This window comes from Devosia sp. (genome assembly GCF_024707125.1).
Classification (GTDB): domain Bacteria; phylum Pseudomonadota; class Alphaproteobacteria; order Rhizobiales; family Devosiaceae; genus Devosia.
Window position 1 is genome coordinate 1 of record NZ_JANQAH010000007.1, and the last position, 17,592, is coordinate 17,592.

18 protein-coding genes and 3 pseudogenes are annotated in these 17,592 nt (G+C 62.8%); 5 read left to right on the forward strand and 16 right to left on the reverse strand.

All coding sequences use genetic code 11. The features are described from left to right. The 5 genes and pseudogenes from NVV77_RS05175 to NVV77_RS05195 all read left to right on the forward strand — a co-directional run. Positions 1-429: pseudogene (locus NVV77_RS05175) on the forward strand (glucose-1-phosphate adenylyltransferase); the annotation flags it as partial. After that, a pseudogene (gene glgA, locus NVV77_RS05180) lies at positions 429-1,901 on the forward strand (glycogen synthase GlgA). The pseudogenes NVV77_RS05175 and glgA, both read left to right, overlap by 1 nt. Next, a pseudogene (locus tag NVV77_RS05185) lies at positions 1,882-3,515 on the forward strand (alpha-D-glucose phosphate-specific phosphoglucomutase). The pseudogenes glgA and NVV77_RS05185 overlap by 20 nt, the downstream one beginning before the upstream one ends. 10 nt (positions 3,516-3,525) lie before the next feature. Then, positions 3,526-5,535, forward strand: coding sequence for a glycogen debranching protein GlgX (gene glgX, locus NVV77_RS05190; RefSeq protein WP_295411425.1), 2,010 nt, complete (start codon positions 3,526-3,528; stop codon positions 5,533-5,535). After that, entirely contained in the window at positions 5,532-6,260 is a 729-nt protein-coding gene (locus NVV77_RS05195) for a metallophosphoesterase (RefSeq protein ID WP_295411426.1), read from the forward strand. Before glgX ends, NVV77_RS05195 begins: the two co-directional genes overlap by 4 nt. Before the next feature lie 39 nt (positions 6,261-6,299). On the opposite strand, the gene NVV77_RS05200 is transcribed toward NVV77_RS05195, so the two are convergent. The 16 genes from NVV77_RS05200 to NVV77_RS05275 all read right to left on the reverse strand — a co-directional run bounded on the left by NVV77_RS05200 (position 6,300) and on the right by NVV77_RS05275 (position 17,575). Continuing rightward, positions 6,300-7,154 (reverse strand): alpha/beta hydrolase, encoded by an 855-nt coding sequence (locus NVV77_RS05200; RefSeq protein WP_295411427.1) that lies wholly within the window; start codon positions 7,152-7,154, stop codon positions 6,300-6,302. Positions 7,155-7,306: 152 nt separating this feature from the next. Then, positions 7,307-7,771 (reverse strand): GNAT family N-acetyltransferase, encoded by a 465-nt coding sequence (locus NVV77_RS05205; protein WP_295411428.1) that lies wholly within the window; start codon positions 7,769-7,771, stop codon positions 7,307-7,309. 2 nt (positions 7,772-7,773) lie between these two features. Then, positions 7,774-8,406: an urease accessory protein UreG gene (ureG, locus tag NVV77_RS05210; protein ID WP_295411429.1), complete on the reverse strand. Its 633-nt coding sequence runs from the start codon at positions 8,404-8,406 to the stop codon at positions 7,774-7,776. 15 nt (positions 8,407-8,421) lie between these two features. Next, positions 8,422-8,853 (reverse strand): DUF3995 domain-containing protein, encoded by a 432-nt coding sequence (locus NVV77_RS05215; RefSeq protein WP_295411430.1) that lies wholly within the window; start codon positions 8,851-8,853, stop codon positions 8,422-8,424. Further along, the gene (locus NVV77_RS05220; RefSeq protein WP_295411431.1) at positions 8,850-9,506 is read right to left on the reverse strand and encodes an urease accessory protein UreF; all 657 of its coding nucleotides are present in this window, start codon (positions 9,504-9,506) and stop codon (positions 8,850-8,852) included. The genes NVV77_RS05215 and NVV77_RS05220 overlap by 4 nt, the downstream gene beginning before the upstream one ends. Then, complete coding sequence (locus NVV77_RS05225; protein WP_295411432.1) at positions 9,503-9,976, reverse strand: urease accessory protein UreE; 474 nt, start codon at positions 9,974-9,976, stop codon at positions 9,503-9,505. The genes NVV77_RS05220 and NVV77_RS05225 overlap by 4 nt, the downstream gene beginning before the upstream one ends. Before the next feature lie 20 nt (positions 9,977-9,996). Beyond that, positions 9,997-10,584 (reverse strand): hypothetical protein, encoded by a 588-nt coding sequence (locus tag NVV77_RS05230; protein ID WP_295411433.1) that lies wholly within the window; start codon positions 10,582-10,584, stop codon positions 9,997-9,999. 6 nt (positions 10,585-10,590) lie between these two features. Continuing rightward, on the reverse strand, positions 10,591-11,022 hold the full coding sequence (locus NVV77_RS05235; RefSeq protein WP_295411434.1) for an MliC family protein: 432 nt from the start codon (positions 11,020-11,022) through the stop codon (positions 10,591-10,593). A gap of 102 nt (positions 11,023-11,124) precedes the next feature. Next, complete coding sequence (locus NVV77_RS05240; RefSeq protein WP_295411435.1) at positions 11,125-11,964, reverse strand: SDR family NAD(P)-dependent oxidoreductase; 840 nt, start codon at positions 11,962-11,964, stop codon at positions 11,125-11,127. Between the two features lie 61 nt (positions 11,965-12,025). Continuing rightward, positions 12,026-13,159 (reverse strand): tetratricopeptide repeat protein, encoded by a 1,134-nt coding sequence (locus NVV77_RS05245; protein ID WP_295411436.1) that lies wholly within the window; start codon positions 13,157-13,159, stop codon positions 12,026-12,028. Continuing rightward, positions 13,159-14,868 carry an urease subunit alpha gene (gene ureC / locus NVV77_RS05250; protein ID WP_295411437.1) on the reverse strand — a complete coding sequence of 570 codons (1,710 nt, stop codon included), beginning with the start codon at positions 14,866-14,868 and terminating at the stop codon, positions 13,159-13,161. Before ureC ends, NVV77_RS05245 begins: the two co-directional genes overlap by 1 nt. Positions 14,869-14,982: 114 nt before the next feature. Continuing rightward, positions 14,983-15,402, reverse strand: coding sequence for a hypothetical protein (locus NVV77_RS05255; protein WP_295411438.1), 420 nt, complete (start codon positions 15,400-15,402; stop codon positions 14,983-14,985). Positions 15,403-15,504: 102 nt separating this feature from the next. Beyond that, positions 15,505-15,810: an urease subunit beta gene (locus NVV77_RS05260; protein ID WP_295411439.1), complete on the reverse strand. Its 306-nt coding sequence runs from the start codon at positions 15,808-15,810 to the stop codon at positions 15,505-15,507. Positions 15,811-15,817: 7 nt separating this feature from the next. After that, complete coding sequence (locus NVV77_RS05265; protein ID WP_295411440.1) at positions 15,818-16,396, reverse strand: HupE/UreJ family protein; 579 nt, start codon at positions 16,394-16,396, stop codon at positions 15,818-15,820. An 11-nt stretch (positions 16,397-16,407) separates the two neighbouring features. After that, positions 16,408-16,710 carry an urease subunit gamma gene (locus tag NVV77_RS05270; RefSeq protein WP_061910895.1) on the reverse strand — a complete coding sequence of 101 codons (303 nt, stop codon included), beginning with the start codon at positions 16,708-16,710 and terminating at the stop codon, positions 16,408-16,410. Between the two features lie 10 nt (positions 16,711-16,720). Beyond that, positions 16,721-17,575: an urease accessory protein UreD gene (locus NVV77_RS05275; RefSeq protein WP_295411441.1), complete on the reverse strand. Its 855-nt coding sequence runs from the start codon at positions 17,573-17,575 to the stop codon at positions 16,721-16,723. Positions 17,576-17,592: the final 17 nt, after the last annotated feature.

The window sequence follows — 17,592 nt, forward strand, 5'->3', positions numbered from 1 at the left end:
ATCGACCTGACCGATATCGAGCCGCAGCTCGATCTCTATGACCGTGACTGGCCGATCTGGACCTATGCGGAAATCACCCCGCCTGCCAAGTTCGTGCATGACTTCGACGGGCGGCGCGGTTCGGCGGTGAACTCGCTGGTTTCGGGCGACTGCATCATCTCGGGCGGGCATTTGCAGCGCACGCTGCTCTCGACCGGCTCGCGGGTGCATTCCTATTCGGTGCTCGAAGAGGCGGTGGTTCTGCCCTATTGCGATGTCGGGCGGAATGCGCGCCTCAAGAAGGTCGTCATCGATCGCGGCGTCAGCATCCCCGAGGGGCTGGTGGTGGGCGAGGATCCCGAATTCGACGCCAAGTGGTTCCGGCGCAGCGATGACGGGGTGACGCTGATCACCCAGGCGATGGTCAACAAGTATCTGGCGGGCCGATGATCGAAGTTCTTTCGGTTGCGTCCGAAGTCTATCCGCTGATCAAGACCGGGGGGCTCGCCGATGTGGCGGGCGCCCTGCCGGGCTGCATTGGCCGGGCGCGGCGTCACCATGCGGACGCTGGTGCCGGGCTATCCGGCGGTGCTGGGCAAGCTCAGCGGCGGGCGCGTGGTACGCGAACTGGATGACCTGTTCGGCGTGCCGGCCAAGCTGATCGCGGCGCGGGTGGAGGGGCTCGACGTCATCGTCATCGATGCGCCGGCACTCTATGACCGGCCGGGCAACCCCTATGTGAGCCCCGACGGCTGGGACTGGCCGGACAACTGGAAGCGCTTCGCGGCGCTGGGCTGGGTGGCGGCCGAACTGGCTCATGGGCTGGTCGACGGTTACCGCCCCAACCTGCTGCATTGCCATGACTGGCAGGCTGGGCTGGCGCCGGCCTATATCAAGTTCGGACCGACCGATGACGTGAAGACGGTGATGACCATCCACAACATCGCCTTCAAGGGATCGTTTGGGCCGGAAATCTTCTGGCAGTTGCGGCTGCCGCCGCATGCTTTCGAAATGGGCGGCGTCGAATTCTATGGCGGGGTTTCCTATCTCAAATCGGGCATGGAATGCGCCGACTACGTGACCACGGTCAGCCCCAATTATGCCGACGAAATCCGCACGCCTGAATTCGGCATGGGGCTGGAAGGACTGTTGAACGGGCGGGCCGAGACGGTGGTGGGCATCTTGAACGGCATCGACGTGGATGCCTGGAACCCGGCGACGGACCGGGCGCTGGTGCAGACCTATTCGGCCAATACGATCCATGCGCGGCAGGTCAACAAGCGGGCGGTGGTGGAGGAATTTGCGATTGGATGGCGCCGATGGACCGCTGTTCTGCTGTGATCAGCCGGCTGACCGACCAGAAGGGCATGGATCTGCTGCTGCAGACCGTGGACGGGCTGGTCGATGCGGGCGCGCAGGCTGGCCGTGCTGGGCTCGGGTGAGGCGGCACTGGAAGACGGGTTCCGCACCATGTGGGCAGCGCCATCCCGGCAAGGTGAGCATCGTTACCGGCTATAATGAACAGCTCAGCCATCTGGTGCAGGGCGGATGCGACGCCATTCTCATCCCTCGCGGTTCGAGCCCTGCGGGCTGACCCAGCTTTATGGGCTGCGCTATGGCTGCGTGCCGGTGGTGAGCCGCATTGGCGGGCTCGACGACACGGTGATCGACGCCAATCCGGCCGCCGCATTGCAGGCTGAGGTTGCGACGGGTGTGGTGTTTGCGCCGCCGAGCGAAGACGCCCATGCGCTCAAGGCGATCCGCGGCGCACGCTCGAACTCTACCACGACGAAAAAAGCTGGAAGAAAATCCAGCGGCGGGGAATGAAATCGGACGTGAGCTGGGAATCCAGCGCCGCCCGCTATGCCCAGCTCTACGCATCGCTGATTGGGCTGAAAGCCAATGACGACCCAGATCATTAAAACGACGCCCTATGCCGACCAGAAGCCGGGTACTTCGGGCCTTCGGAAGCGGGGTGCCGGTTTTCTGCCAGCCCAACTATGTCGAGAACTTTATTCAGTCGATCTTCGATAGCCTGGAAGGGCTCGACGGTCAAGACGCTGGTGATCGGCGGGGACGGTCGGTTCTTCAACGACGTTGCGATCCAGAAGGCGATCCGCATTGCCGCAGCCAATGGTTTCGGCAAGGTGCTGGTCGGGCAGGGTGGCCTGCTTTCGACGCCGGCCGCCAGTAATATCATTCGGCATTACAAGGCCTTCGGCGGACTTGTTCTGTCCGCGAGTCACAATCCGGGCGGGCCGGAAGGCGATTTCGGCATCAAGTACAATGTCGGCAATGGCGGGCCGGCGCCGGAGAAGATTACCGACGCGGTTTTTGCCCGCACGAAGGTGATCGACAGTTTTAAGACGCTCGATACGCCCGATGTGGATCTGAGCAAGATCGGTACGCAACAGGTAGGCGACATGGTGGTCGAGGTGATCGACCCCGTGAAGGACTATGCAGCGCTGATGCAGACGCTGTTCGATTTTGAAGCCATTCGCGGGCTGTTCAAGTCGGGCTTCACCATGACCTTCGACTCCATGCACGCGATCACCGGGCCCTATGCCAAGGCGATCCTTGAGGGGCTGCTTGGTGCTCCGGTGGGGACGGTCAAGAACGGCGTGCCGTCGCCGACGTTCAACCATGGCCATCCCGATCCGAACCTCGTCTACTGCAAGGATATGTATGACCTGCTGATGACCGAGGCGGGGCCGGATTTCGGCGCGGCTTCGGATGGTGACGGGGATCGTAACCTGATCATCGGCAAGAACCGCTTTGTGACGCCGTCGGATTCGCTGGCGCTCTTGGCGGCCAATGCGCATCTGGCGCCGGGCTACAAGGCCGGGATTGCGGGGATCGCACGCTCCATGCCGACGAGCGCTGCCGCCGACCGCGTGGCGGAGAAGCTCGGTATCGAGATGCACGAGACGCCGACGGGCTGGAAGTTCTTCGGCAATCTGCTCGACGCCGGCCGCGTGACGATTTGTGGCGAGGAAAGCGCCGGCACGGGCTCGAACCATGTGCGCGAGAAGGACGGGCTCTGGGCCGTGCTGCTCTGGCTCAATATCCTGGCCGTGCGCAAGGAAAGCGTCGACACCATCGTGCGAGAGCACTGGGCGACCTATGGGCGCAATTACTATACGCGCCATGACTATGAGGAAGTCGACAGCGCCATCGCCAATGCGCTGGTCGATGATCTGCGCGGACGGCTTTCGACGCTGCCGGGGCAGGTGCTCAGCGGGCTCGAAGTCGCCTATGCGGATGATTTTACCTATCACGATCCGGTGGATGGCTCGACGAGCGCAAAGCAGGGCATTCGCATCGGGTTCAAGGACGGTTCGCGAATTGTCCTTCGGCTCTCAGGAACTGGCACGGTAGGCGCGACGTTGCGGGTCTACCTCGAACAGTATGAGCCCCCCAATGGAAACCACGATCTCGATGTCCAGCGCGCCCTCGAGCCTCTTATCGGGATCACCGAAGACCTCGCAGGCGTCAAAGCGCGGACAGGGCGCACCGAGCCCAGCGTCATCACTTGAGCGCACAAAAGTGACGGGCCCACATCTCGTTCCCGGCGCCGGGAGCATAGAAAAACTCGGCGCCACGATCACGCCCGAGGGCGTCAACTTTGCCGTTTATTCCGAGGCGGCAACGGCAATCTGGGTCTCGCTCTATGATGAGCAGGACCAGGAAATCGAGCGTTTTGAGCTCGATGTGCATGCCGAGAATATCCGTGCCGGTTTGATCGCCGGCATCGGGGCTGGTGCGCGCTATGGTTTGCGGGCCGATGGGCGCTATGACCCAGACCAAGGCTATTTCTTCGATCCAAACAAGCTGCTGGTCGACCCCTATGCGCGGCGGCTTGATCGGGTCTTCGTGCGCTCGCCGCGCCTGCGCCTGCCGCGTGAAGAGGCGGTGGATACGGCGCCGCTGATCCCCAAGGCCATTGTGGTCGGGGAGGGCAATGAAAACATCCTGCCGCGCAAGAAGGCACCGAGCCTTTTCTACGAACTCAATGTGCGCGGCTTTTCCATGCGCCATCCGAGTGTGCAGGGGCCGCTGCGCGGGACCATTGCCGGGCTGACCACCAAGTGGGTGATCGACCATTTCAAGCATATGGGCGTCGATACGATCCAGCTCATGCCGACGGCGGCGTGGATCGACGAGGGGCATCTGCCGGCACTCGGGCTGACCAATGCCTGGGGTTATAATCCGGTGGCCTATTTCGCCGTGGACCCGCGGCTGGCGCCGCGCGGGCCGCAGGAATTGCGGGTGATGACCGATCTCTATCGCAAGAACGGCATCTCGGTGATCCTCGACGTGGTCTACAACCACACCGGCGAAAGCGATGCCAATGGCCCCATGCTGAGCATGATGGGGCTCGATGCGCATACCTATTATCGCTTTGTGGAAGTCGACGGAAAGCAGCACCTCGTCAATGACACCGGCACTGGCAATACGCTGCGCTGCGATCATCCGGCCGTTCAGCGGCTGGTGATCGAGAGCCTGCGCTATTGGGTCGAGGAAATGGGCGTATCCGGTTTCCGTTTCGATCTGGCGACCGTCCTGGGTCGCGAGCCGGGGTTCAATCCTGAAGCGGAAATGCTGAGGAAGATCAAGGCCGATCCGGTCTTGAGCAAAGCTATCCTTGTGGCCGAGCCTTGGGATCCGGGTCCGGGCGGCTATGCGCTTGGCAAATTCGGCAAGGAATTCCAGGAGCACAACGACACGTTCCGCGATGAAGTGCGGGCCTTCTGGAAGGGCGAACCGGCCAAGATCGGAGCGCTGGCAGGGAAGGTTTCCGGGTCATCGGAAATCTTCAACATGGATGGGCGCAAGCCGAGCAATGGCGTCAACATGTTGGCCGTGCATGATGGTTTCACCCTGCGCGATCTCGTCAGCTATCACGACAAGCACAACGAGGCGAACGGCGAGAACAATCGCGACGGGCACAATAATAACCAGTCCTGGAATTGCGGCGTCGAGGGCGAAACGGACGATCCGGCCATCAACAAGGCGCGCAAGCGCGATGTGCGGGCCGTGTTGGCGACGCTGTTCCTGTCGCGCGGTACGCCGCTGATCCAGCAGGGCGACGAGATGTATCGGACGCAGCAGGGCAACAATAATGCCTATGCGCAGGACAACGAGATAACCTGGCTCGACTGGGAAGGCGCTGACGGCGCGCTGGTTGATTTCGTGGCCGCCATAAACACCTTCCGCAAGGCGCATCCGGCCGTGAGCCACGATCATTTCCTTACCGGGCAAGATCGCCACGGGGTGCGCGATGTCGTCTGGCTGCATCCGGATGGACGCGAGATGACCGAGGGCGATTGGAACGATGGCGGGGCGTCGGTGCTCGGGATGTATCTCAAGCACAAGGCCGACGAAGTACTGATCTGGTTCAATCGCCGGATCGACCCTGTTTCCGCCAAGCTGCCGGAAGGGGACTGGGTGGTGGGTATCGATTCCGACCCGGATACATCAGTCACCATTGCAGATGGTCGGGTTCAGGTCGGCGCGCGCACCGTGCTCGCCCTTGTGAGGCCGACTGCGCAATGATTGTCGCCCAGCTCAGCGATATCCATGCGAATGGGTCGGGCGAAAGGCTCGACCGGCTCGACAAGGTGCTGGGCTGGCTTCGTCCAATGCGGCCTGACGCCGTCATCGTCAGCGGCGATCTGGCGGAAGAGGCGCATGACCGCAGCTATCGGGCGGTGAAGGATCGGCTCGAAAGCCTCGACTGCCCTTATTTCGTCGTGCCCGGCAATGTCGATGACCACAGTGACATGCGGCAGGCCTTTGGCGACCGGTTTGGCTGGACGAGCAATCGGCCGCTCAATATCGTCGGGACGGTTGGAGGGCTACGGCTGATTGGGCTCGACGTGACCGTAGAAGGTGCGCATCACGGCGACGCCGGGCCGCTGCTCGACTGGCTCGCGGCGGAACTGGCTGCTTCCGATTTGCCGACGCTGATTTTTCAGCACCAGCATCCGTTCCCGAGCGGCGTTGACGGTAAGGATCGCAATATCTGCCGCAATGGTGACGGGCTTGCGGCGGTGATCGAGGCGGCGGGAAACAAGGTCGTGGCGCTGACCTGCGGCCATGTGCATCGGCCCCTGTTTACGCGTTTTGCCGGGCGCCACGCGACAATGGCGCCATCGGTGACCAAGGCGAACCGCTTGCGGCTCGATGGGCGGGAGAGCGAGATCGTCGATCCGCCGGGCTTGCTGCTGCACCATTTTGCCGATGGCAATCTGGTGAGCCATGTGGTGATGGTCGACTGAAGGGGCGAAGGCCCGGCTCTGGGCCGGGCATTCTTGTTCTTATTCCTTGAGGAAATCGGCCACGGCCTTGTTGAAGCCGGTCGCGTCCTGCAGGTGCGCGAAGTGGCTGGTGTTTTCGAGAAGCACCAGTTCGGAGCCGGGGATCTGCTCGGCGATCTTGCGGGTGTGGTCTTCGCTGATGGCTTCCTCGTGGTCGCCGGCGAGGACGAGGATCGGCGTGGTAATCTTGGCCAGTTCCTCGGCGGTCCAATTGGGCTGGGTGGCCCAGAGCTGGCCGATCTTTTCGAGATAAGCATCGTAGCCATCTGGCGTGGGTGAGAGGCGCGCATATTCGCCGCGGGCGCGGTCGAGATATTTCAGGAATGTCGGGTTCTCGAGAACGGTTGACTGCACGCCATCGGTGGTCACGTTGGCGGCATAGGCGACGACCTTGGTCAGGCGCTCGGGATGGCGCAGGGCGAGGTCGATGCCGATGATGCCGCCATCGCTCCAGCCGACCACGGCGGTCTTTTCGATTTCGAGTTTGTCGAGCAGGGCGATAAAATCGTCGGCGAAGAGCTGGTAGCTAAAAGGCTGGTCGTCTGCCGATGATTTGCCGTGGCCGCGAGTGTCGGCGACGATGACGCGATTGGAGCGCAGCCAGGCATTGACCTGATTGCCCCAGGTCTCGGTATTGCCGGCGCCGCCATGGATCAGCAGGATCGGATCGCCCGATTTGCCGTAGATTTCATAGTAAATCTCGGCGCCGTTTGAGGTGACCGTGCCGGTCTCGGCGGGAGCCGAGGAGGGTGAGAGCGCATAGGGCAGGGTCTCGTAGCGCTCGGCGGCGAGGGCGGGCGAGAAGGCCAGCGTGGCGGCAACGAGGCCGGTGATGGCGGTGGCAAAGATCTTCATGTGGTCAGTCCCCAAGGCCTGTCTTTCAGGATGACCAAGGATAGGTGGCGGTCGCTTTTCTCGGCAAGGAACACCATTGCCGGCGAATTCAGCGCCGGAAACTTTTATGACAAGAATGTCTATTGGGTTAGTAGATTTATTGAAGTGACCGTTCAGGCCGGGTCGACGGGCACCATGCCATGGCGGTGATAGAAGCGCTGGGCGGCGAGGTTTGATGCTTCAACCTTGAGGTCAACATGCGGTGCGCCGCGGCGGCGGAATTCTGCGAAGGCGGCATGGAGGAGATAGGCGCCTAGGCCGCGGTCGCGCCATTGCGGCGCGACGACGAGGTCTTTCACGAAACTGCTGGTCCAGCACTGGAGGAGGCCGATGGGCTGCTCGCCAGAGGTGGCGACGATGAGCAGGGCGGGGTCGAACTCTTCGTCCTCGACCAGCGGCCACCACCAGCTATCGAAGTCGCCGACCGCACCGCCGCCGGTCGCATAGGCGGCGCGGAGGAGGGCATGGAGTTCGACAGGGCGCGTCTGGTGGAGCGGCGTGATGGATACACCATCCGGGAGCGCCGGCAGTGTCACCGGCGCATCCAGCAGTTTCCGCAGGCGGAGGTGGTCAGCCAAGACTATTCCGCGGCTACGGCCTGGAAGCCGCCGTGCTTCTCGATGAAGCCGATGATCTCATCGAGGCTTTCGCGACGCAAAAGGTCGGTGAAGACATAGGGCCGGCCTTCGCGCACCTTTTGGGTGTCGCTTTCCATGACTTCGAGGCTGGCGCCGACATAGGGGGCGAGGTCGGTGTGGGTAATGACCAGCAGATCCGAGCGCGAAATGGCGGGGCCGCCCTTGCGGGGGATCTTTTCGCCCTGGGCCACCGAGATCACGTAGATGGTGAGATCGGCGAGGTCGGGGGAGAAGGTCGCCGCGAGGTTGTCGCCGCCGCTTTCAATGAGGACGATGTCGAGATCGGGGAACTTGCGGTTGAGATCGTCGATGGCGGCGAGGTTGAGCGAGGCGTCTTCGCGAATGGCGGTGTGCGGGCAGCCGCCGGTCTCGACGCCGACGATGCGGTCTTCGGAAATGGCCTGGACGCGGGCGAGGATCAGGGCGTCCTCGCGCGTGTAGATGTCATTGGTGACCACGGCCATGGAATAGCGGTCGCGCATGGCCTTGAGCAGCATTTCACACAGGGTCGTCTTGCCCGACCCGACGGGCCCGCCAATGCCGATGCGCAGCGGTCCATTGAGGCTTTTGGTCATGGCAAGTTTCCTTGATCAGAGAAAGCGGAAGACGACGAGGGTGAGGAAACCCAGGCCCAGGGCGAGGCAGAGGGGAGAATAGACCCGGGCGTCATTAAGACGGAAATTCGGTTCTGGCGTCAGGCCTTTCCACCAGGTGGTGTAGCCGGCAATGCCGCGGGCGAGGAACACGGCGGCCAGCGCGACGCCGCCAAGATCAAGCAGAATGCCGCCGCTGTCGTGGTCGGCCAGCGCCAGGGCATAGATGCCGGCGGCAATGGTCGCCACCGAAACGGCGAAGGAGGCGAGGCGCGGGGGCATACGCTCGATGTCCTTGAAACCCACTACGGTCTGGGCGAGCAGCTTTTCATTGCGGATCGGCCAGGTGCGCCCGATCGACCAGAGAAAGTGCGCCAGCGAGACGGCGAAGAGGGCGATGAACATCATGGACGCGATGAACATGTTCATGAACGAAAGATCCTTGTGGGCAGCGTTTCGTGCTGCATCTGGGCGATATCGGCGCCATAGGCGACGCTGCCGATTTCGTCCAGTGTGGCATGCTGGCACAGAGCGGCCAGTTTGCCGATTTCGGGTTCGAGAGAAGCCATGATGGCGAGACCGTCGGTCTGGCCGATGGGCACGAGACGCACCGCGACGGATACCTGGCTGTGGACCGTGGCGGTGAGGAAAGCGACGAGCGTGTCGAGAAGGCCGATGCCGTGAGCGCCGGCCAGCGCGCCGACTGCAATCGGATAGGGGCAGGGGCGAGGCAGGTCGAGCGGCGGATCCACCGGCCAGGCGGCGCCGGCCGTTGCAAAGGCGTTACCGGTCATGGTGGTTTCGGCGTGACGTTCTTTTGCCGGCGTTAGCGCACGGCAGAGGTCGGCCAGCTCCTGCAGCTTTTCGGGCGCGCGGGGCGATTTTTGTGCGTGAGCGAGGATGATGGCGTCTGTGCGCATGCTGCCGTGGAGCAGCACGCCTGATATCCAGTCCTCGGCCGTTTTCCGGTCGTGCACGAGGCGGCTGACGATGGCGGTTTCCAGGCCGGCGGACCAAGCGAAGGCGCCCACCGGAAAGGCGGGGGAAAGCCAGGTCAGCAGCTTTTGCAGGTCAGAGGTCACTTGCGGGCGAGGAGGGCGTGGGCCGGTTCGGCGTGATTGTGGCTGTGATAGGCGCCGTGTTCGGCAAAGAAGGGCTCGGTCACATCGGTGACTTTGGCGCCGAGGCCTTCGAGCATGGTCTTCAAAACGTGGTCGCGCTTGATGAGGATGCGGTTGGCGTCGAGCTGGGCTGGCGTGTGGCGATTGCCGATGTGCCAGGCGAGGCGCAGGAGGTGCGCGGCGTCGGTGGTCGTGACGGCGTAGAGGATTTCTTTGGCCGCGATGATTTCGAAGAGGCGGCCGTCTTCCAGCTCCAGTGCGCCTTGGTGGTCGAGCGTCACGGTATTGGGGAAGTCGACAAGGACTTCAGTGCCATTCTTGCCCGTGAGCAGCTTGCGGCGCAGGCGCCGTTCGTCATGGGCAAGGGTGATGCTGTCTATGGCGGCGCCACGGCCGTGATGGGCAGGCAAATGGGCGACGGCACGAAGCATGGTCGAGGTCAGTCCTTGAATCACTGGGTGACGTAGAAGAAGCGTCCGATCAGGAAGAACTGGTAGACGATATGCACCCCGACCACAAACAAATGCACGCGCCTATCCGTCGACCGCCAGGCGATGATGCATAGGACGATGCCGATCGGCACCTGCATGAAATAGGAAGCGTCGAAGCGCGAAAAATGCGCGCCGCCCTTGATGAACGTATCGAGCGTATCCAGCACGAAGGTTGTGCCGAGCAGGCCGAAGAACCAATGCCGGCGCTTGAGGAAGAAATCCCCATAGCCCTTGTATTCGGAAATGTTGTCCGGGCAGAGCAGTGCCGCCATCATGAACAGGGTGACGGCGTAGAAGATGATGAAGATGACGATGCCGAAATTCCAGGTGGCGAGCCGGAACAGGGCCAGTTCCCACCACCAGAAGAGGACGAGTTCGAGCAGGATCGAACCCATCCAGAGAAGATGCAGCACCGAGCGATCACGCCGGTCCGGGTGCTGCACCATGTTGGCAAAGGTCATGAGCAGGCGAGTAATGCCCAACCCGACCACCGTTCCCATGACGATGCGGATATGCGGGAATATTTCGGCAGTCGTGTATGGTTCCATGGCAGCCTAGGGCGCGTTGCCGGCCGCGAGGCAGGTGGCGAGTGGGGCCGCGTCTTCTTCGGAGCGCAGGTCGCGCAACGTGGCTTCGTCGCCGCTATCCCACCACTCATAGGGGCCCGACACGTAGCGGGCGCCCGAGCCGGAAATGGTTGTGACGAAGATGTGCGTTTCGCCTTCCACGGGCACGATAGCGAGGAAGTTCGGGGCCGCATTGACATATTGTACGCGGAAGCCCTCGCCATTGTCGCACTGGTAGATGACGGTGCGGCGCTCGATGTCGCTGGTTGCGTCGAGGGTCAGCGACAGCGTGGCAGTGACGGTTGGCAGTGCCGGCGGCGTTGTTGGCGCTTCAGCGGGCGCGGTTGCGTCCTGCGCCGACGCCGCGCCGGCGGCGAGCAAGAGAATACCGCCCGCGATGAGGCTCCTCAAATCGATCATGGCTTTTCCTCGATTTCGTTGGAAACAGTGCGAAGCACCCAGGAGTCTGTCTCCACAATCATGGTGATTGATTGTTCTGGCAAGGTGTCAGCGTGATGAAATCTAGAAGTCCCCGAGGGTTGCGGGGATGATTTTCTTGCCATCGATATCGACGAAGCCATATTCGCGGGCGAGGCCGGCGGTGACATGGACCTTGCCGGACTTTTCGAGACGGTTCGGATCGGCCCAGAGCGCCGAAATGGCGAGGCCGACGAATTGCGGCGATTCCGAATTGGACATGTCGAAGTATTCGGCATTGCGCATGACTGCCTCGGTGCGGACGAGGCCGGGATAGAGTGAGACCGCGGTCACGCCATGGGGCCGCAGTTCATGCGCGAAGTCGGATGACATCTTGTCAGTGCCGGCCTTGGCGATGCCATAGATGGCGTTGCCGTGGTGTTTCTGGGCGGCCCAGAACGAGATGTTGACGATCAGGCCCGTTTTTCGGGCGATCATGTTGGGGGCGGCGGCGCGGCTCGCGACAAAGCTGGTGCGCAGGGCAACGCCGACCATCGCATCCCAGCGCCAGACGGGTTGCTCCCAGAATGGCCTTTCCCAGGTGTAGTCATCGCCTTCGACCATGCTCTCGTAGCCGGGCCAGGCGTTGTTGACGAGGATGTCGATCTTGCCTGATTGGCTGAGCGCCGAGGCGACGGCGGCTTCGGTCTGCCGATCGTCAGCATGGTCGCAAACCTGGATGATCAGTTCGCCCGGCAGGTCCTTTGCTTCCGCCCGTAGGCCATCGAGCGAGCCTTCAAGCTGAGGATGTACGGACGCCTGGGCATCGGTCACCGTGCGGCCGGTGACGTGGACCGTCATGCCCTTCGCGAGAAAGGCCAGAGCGATGCCGCGGCCAATACCGCGGCTGGCGCCGGTAACCAGCGCGACCGTCTTGGTGTTCATGATGACCTCCTCCGAGTCGGTTTGAACATATCATGAACACTGATATCGCGAAATGTGTTGGTCAGCCTCGCTGAAGGAGAAAGATCGCACCGGGAATGGGTTTTTCCCGTTCGAGCCGGATTTGGTTTGGTACTTCGGCAAGGACCGCTAGACCGTTGGCGGCCGCCAGGTCGCGGACATAGCCTGAGCTATGGGCGAAGCGGCCACTGGAACGGATTGCTATGCCTTCCCCCTCGCTCAGTTCGATCGAGAAAGCGAGCATTCCTCCGGCGGCGAGGCGTTGCGCGAGAGCGGTGAAGAGAACGCGAATTTCGCCGACATAGATGAAGACATCGGCGGCGACGGCGAGGTCGTATGGCCCTGAGAAGTTGGGGGCTTCGGCCAAGAGCGTAGCGGCGTCGCCCGTCTGCAAATGGCGATAGATGTCGCGCTCCTGCGCCTTGGCGATCATTTTGGGCGAGATGTCGATCCCGTCGATCGGACGCATGCCTTCGGGCAGCGCCGCGGCCATGAGACCGGTGCCGCAGCCGACGTCGAGCGTTGTGCCTTTGGTCAGGCCGTGCTCCGCGAGAATCGCGGCAATAGCCTGCGGTACGCGGTATTCGAGTTTGCCCGTCAGGTGAGCATCGAAAGTATCGGCGTAGGAATCGAAGAGTTCAGCGACATAGCCGGATTCGGGGACGCCCGTTGTTGCTAGCGCCGAGGCCATATGCCCTGAATAGCGATCATCGGGCTGCAGTTTTACGGCGCGGGAGAAGCTCTTCAGCGCCGCGGCGGGCTGGCCGAGATCGAGCTGCGCCTGACCGAGCTCGCGAAAAATCCCGGCATCGTTGGGGTGCAGGGCGCGGCCTTTGTCGAGGATTGTCGCGGCATCTGCCGGGCGTTGTAGGGCAAGCAGCGCCTGGGAGAGGGCAATGTACAGATCGGCGGAGCGCGGTTTCAAACGGAGTGCGCGCTCAAAGCTTACGGCGGCGATGTCCGAGGCGCCGGTGCGCATGGCGATGACGCCCATGAACTGATGGGCCTCGGGAAGATCGGGCGCGACATTGACCAGTTCGGCACTGATCCGGGCCGCATCGGCGATCTTGCCCTGCTGCTCGAGCTGCCGGCCCTCGGCTAGAAGCTCGTTGGCGCGCAGGGCCAGGATGGGATCGGTGGGTAGACCTCGAGAGATTGTGCCGGTCGGCTTTTTCATCAGAACAGGAAATATCGTTGCGCCATAGGCAGCACCGTAACCGGTTCGCAGGTGAGAAGTACACCGTCGGCGCGCACTTCGTAGGTTTCGGGGTGCACTTCGATGTTGGGCGTGGCCGAATTCAGCTTCATGGCCGATTTGCCGATGCCGCCGCGGGTGTTGGAGACGGGAAGCAGTTGTTTGTCGACGCCGAGGCGGTTGCGCAGGCCCGCGTCGTGCGCGGCCTGGGAGATGAAGGTGACCGAGGAGCGGCTGACCAGCTTGCCATAGGCGCCGAACATGGGGCGGTAATGCATGGGCTGGGGCGTCGGGATCGAGGCGTTGGGGTCGCCCATGGGGGCCGCAGCGATGGAGCCGCCGATGAGGACCATTTCGGGCTTTACGCCGAAAAAGGCGGGATTCCAGAGGACGAGGTCGGCGCGCTTGCCGACTTCCACCGAGCCGATGTGCTGACTCATGCCGTGGGCGATGGCGGGATTGATCGTGTATTTGGCGATGTAGCGGCGGACGCGGAAATTGTCGTTGTCGCCGGTTTCTTCAGCGAGTTTGCCGCGCTGGCGCTTCATCTTGTCGGCGGTCTGCCAGGTGCGGATCAGCACTTCGCCGACGCGGCCCATGGCCTGGCTGTCGGAGGAAATGACCGAGAGGGCGCCCATGTCGTGAAGGATGTCTTCGGCCGCGATGGTTTCCTTGCGGATGCGGCTTTCGGCGAAGGCGACGTCTTCGGGGATCGACTGGTCGAGGTGGTGGCAGACCATGAGCATGTCGAGATGCTCGGCAATCGTATTGACCGTGTAGGGGCGGGTCGGATTGGTCGAGGAGGGAATGACATTGGGCAGGCCCGCGACTTTTAAGATGTCGGGCGCGTGGCCGCCGCCGGCGCCTTCGGTGTGGAAGGCGTGGATGGTGCGGCCCTTGAAGGCGCCGACCGTGTCTTCGACGAAGCCGGACTCGTTGAGCGTGTCGGTGTGGATCATTACCTGCACGTCGTAGGCGTCGGCGACGGAGAGGCAGTTGTCGATTGTCGCCGGGGTCGTGCCCCAGTCCTCGTGCAGTTTCAGCGCCGAGGCGCCTGCGAGGATCATTTCTTCGAGCGGCGCGGGGAGGGCGGCATTGCCCTTGCCGGCGAGGGCGAGGTTCATCGGGAAAGCGTCAAAGCTTTCGATCATGCGCTCGATATGCCAGGCGCCAGTGCAGGTGGTGGCGAGGGTGCCATGGGCGGGGCCGGAGCCGCCGCCGAGCATGGTGGTCATCCCCGACATCAGGGCTTCTTCGATCTGCTGGGGGCAGATGAAGTGGATATGGGCATCCATCCCGCCGGCAGTGAGGATTTTTCCCTCACCGGCAATGGCTTCGGTGGAAGGGCCGATGATGATGTCGACGCCTGATTGGGTGTCGGGGTTGCCGGCCTTGCCGATGCCGACGATGCGGCCATTCTTGAGGCCGATATCGGCTTTGAAGATGCCGGTGTAGTCGACCACTAAAGCATTGGTAATGACCGTGTCGACCGCGCCCTCGGCACGCGTGCGCTGGGATTGTCCCATGCCGTCGCGGATCACCTTTCCGCCGCCGAATTTCACTTCCTCGCCATAGGTGGTGAAGTCCTTCTCCACCTCGATGAAGAGTTCGGTATCGGCCAGACGCACCTTGTCGCCGGTGGTGGGGCCGTACATGTCGGCATAGGTGGCGCGGGAAATGCGGGCGGGCATGGCGAAACTCCGGAAATCAGGAGAGGCGTTGAATGGATGCGGCAAACGCGAAAAGCGCCCGGCCCGGAAGGGCCGCGCGTGCGGTCGCGTTGCGATGAGAGGTTTTGGGAGCGGTTAGTTGAGCTTGACCGGATTGAGCGACTGATAGACCGCCACCGAGCGATCGATGACCGCATCGAGGAATTTCTCGCCCTGGGCCATCTGCTGGTCGGCGCGCATGGTGCCGGCGATCAGCGACATTGCCAATGCCTGAATGGCGTAGGCGTGCTTGCTCTTGCCGGCCTGATGATACTCGTTGCCGCGCTGCTCGAAGACTTTCAGCAGGTCGTTGTAGGTCTGCGTGGTGATGACCGACTTGGCCTTGGACCAGTTCGGCTGCTGCAGGCTCGTGGCCAGATCGTGGGCGAGATGGCCGATCAACGCCAGAGCCTCGCCGTCCTCCGCGCCAGTCTTCTGCACGTCGGCCAGGACTGCGGCGAAGCGCTGCTTGAATTCGGCGTTGCGGACTTCTGTGGTCGGGGCTTCGGCAGTCATGATCATCCAGGCAAAGGCAGTTCTCTGTGGCGGGGGTTAAACCACCATTTTGCTGCGATTGCCATGGCGTGAGCCAAGATTTGCCGAAGCGTGCCCGCATGGTCACAGCGATCCCATGACCTTCTGGCGGAAGCCGTAAATCTTGCGATCGCCACCGATGGGGATGAGACGCACTTCACGGCTCTGGCCTGGTTCGAAGCGCACGGCTGTGCCGGCGGCAATGTCGAGACGCATGCCGCGGGTCTTCTCGCGGTCAAAGCTCAGGCCGGCATTGGTCTCGTAGAAGTGGTAGTGGGAGCCGATCTGGATCGGCCGGTCTCCCGTATTGGCGACTTCGATGGTGAGCTGTTCGAGCCCGGCATTGAGTTCGATGGTGCCGGTGGCGGGAATGACTTGGCCCGGGATCATGATTGCCTCACGCGCCGAAGGCGAGCCAGAGGCCGCCGAGGGCGGTCGCGGCGCCAGCGATGCGGGACAGTGCCTTGCCGCCGAAGCGGCCGAGAGCGAGGCCAAGGCCGATGCCGACCGCGTGGAGAACGGCGGTCGCGAGGATGAAGCCGATGGCAAACTGCCAGGCGCCGGCTTCGCCGAGTTCACCGCCATGGGCGTGGCCATGGAAGAGGGCGAAGAAGCCAACCATGGCGGCGACAGCTGATGTCGGGATGGGCAGGGCTAGTGCGATAGCGATGCCGATGAAGATCACCGAGGCGAGAATGACCGGTTCCACGAAGGGCAGGGGGACGCCGGCAATGGCCGCGGCAAAGCCGACGGCCATGGTGCCGACAAAGGCGGCCGGGACGATCCAGACGGCGCGGCCACCCTGCATGGCGGCCCAGAGGCCGACGGCGACCATGGCGAGGATATGGTCGAGGCCGAAGAGCGGATGGCTGAAACCTGCGGCGAAGGAGCCGTGCTCGGCGGGATCGAGATGGGCGAAGGCGGGCAGGGTGGCGGCGGCGGTGATGGCGAGAGCCAGGGAAATGCGCTTGAGCATGGTGTTGCCTCTTAGCGGATGGGTTGGTGAACGGTGACGAGCTTGGTGCCGTCGGGGAATGTGGCTTCGACCTGTACGTCGTGGATCATCTCGGCGATGCCCTCCATGACCTGGGCGCGGGTGATGACGTGGGCCCCGGCTTCCATGAGCTCGGAGACGGCGCGACCATCGCGGGCGCCTTCAACGACGAAGTCGGTGATCAGGGCGATGGCTTCGGGATGGTTGAGCTTGACGCCGCGCTCGAGGCGCTTGCGCGCCACAATGGCGGCCATGGCGATGAGAAGCTTGTCTTTTTCGCGGGGGGTAAGGTTCATCGGCCGTTTCCTAGAGATGCCACAGGCGCGGCAAAGAGCCGGCGCCGGTCAGTTCGATGAGAGTTGGAACCAGAAGTTTTCGCAAGGCAAGGCCGGTTCGCGCCATGGCCCGGATGACCAGCCGCTCGCCGTTGGCGCTGGCAGCGACAAGGCCATCGGCGGGGTGAAGGGCCCGGACGCGGTCCAGCAAGAGTGCCGCCATATCTGGATTTGCCGCCACATGGAGCACGGAGGCGAAGGCGCGGCAGCCGCGTAGCAGCGACAGGCCATCACGCTCGCTGCCATCACCCGTGAGACGGGTCGCTTCGGCGTGGATCAGGCGGTTTTCGCGATAGATGCGCCAGGTGTCTGAGAATTGGGCATCGCGCGCTTCCTCGCCCATGGCGTCGCGACCGAGGAGAACGGCTTCGATGGCCGTCAGCGTAGCGCCTGCTTCGAGATGAATGGTCAGACGCCGGTCGAGCTTGCTCGCTTCGAAGAGGATGGTTTCCTGCGGCAACCAATCGAGGTGGGCACCAGCGCCGACGGTGATGTCGGCTTCGACATGCGCCGTGTCGCCCGTTGAACGATAGCTGCGCTCGCAGGCCTGGGTGGTGATAACAAGCCGCCCGCCCGGGGCAATGTCGGCGCCCCAGCGCAAATGGTCGCCGCCGGTAATGCCGCCGGCAGTATTGATAAATACGGCCTCAAGCGCAGAAGAGTGCGTACGCGGCAGACGGATCTTGCCGCACCCCTCCTGAAAAAGCGTGTCGAGACAAGTCTTTCCGTCACGCTGCTTGGTACCGATGCGCGCAATGCCCCGCGCCCGCTGCAGAACGGGCGGGAGCGAAAACGCCTCCGGGTTGGGCATCGTGGCGAAATTCATTGCAACGATCCTGCGAT

Coding starts and splice junctions, on each gene's coding strand:
- NVV77_RS05265 (WP_295411440.1), bottom strand. CDS start 16,396: ATGCTCAAGCGCATTTCCCTGGCTCTCGCCATCACCGCCGCCGCCACC.
- NVV77_RS05235 (WP_295411434.1), bottom strand. CDS start 11,022: ATGATCGATTTGAGGAGCCTCATCGCGGGCGGTATTCTCTTGCTCGCC.
- NVV77_RS05225 (WP_295411432.1), bottom strand. CDS start 9,976: ATGCTTCGTGCCGTCGCCCATTTGCCTGCCCATCACGGCCGTGGCGCC.
- ureG (WP_295411429.1), bottom strand. CDS start 8,406: ATGACCAAAAGCCTCAATGGACCGCTGCGCATCGGCATTGGCGGGCCC.
- NVV77_RS05195 (WP_295411426.1), top strand. CDS start 5,532: ATGATTGTCGCCCAGCTCAGCGATATCCATGCGAATGGGTCGGGCGAA.
- NVV77_RS05270 (WP_061910895.1), bottom strand. CDS start 16,710: ATGAACCTTACCCCCCGCGAAAAAGACAAGCTTCTCATCGCCATGGCC.
- NVV77_RS05255 (WP_295411438.1), bottom strand. CDS start 15,402: ATGACTGCCGAAGCCCCGACCACAGAAGTCCGCAACGCCGAATTCAAG.
- NVV77_RS05275 (WP_295411441.1), bottom strand. CDS start 17,575: ATGAATTTCGCCACGATGCCCAACCCGGAGGCGTTTTCGCTCCCGCCC.
- NVV77_RS05215 (WP_295411430.1), bottom strand. CDS start 8,853: ATGAACATGTTCATCGCGTCCATGATGTTCATCGCCCTCTTCGCCGTC.
- NVV77_RS05240 (WP_295411435.1), bottom strand. CDS start 11,964: ATGAACACCAAGACGGTCGCGCTGGTTACCGGCGCCAGCCGCGGTATT.
- NVV77_RS05200 (WP_295411427.1), bottom strand. CDS start 7,154: ATGAAGATCTTTGCCACCGCCATCACCGGCCTCGTTGCCGCCACGCTG.
- NVV77_RS05245 (WP_295411436.1), bottom strand. CDS start 13,159: ATGAAAAAGCCGACCGGCACAATCTCTCGAGGTCTACCCACCGATCCC.
- NVV77_RS05230 (WP_295411433.1), bottom strand. CDS start 10,584: ATGGAACCATACACGACTGCCGAAATATTCCCGCATATCCGCATCGTC.
- ureC (WP_295411437.1), bottom strand. CDS start 14,868: ATGCCCGCCCGCATTTCCCGCGCCACCTATGCCGACATGTACGGCCCC.
- NVV77_RS05260 (WP_295411439.1), bottom strand. CDS start 15,810: ATGATCCCGGGCCAAGTCATTCCCGCCACCGGCACCATCGAACTCAAT.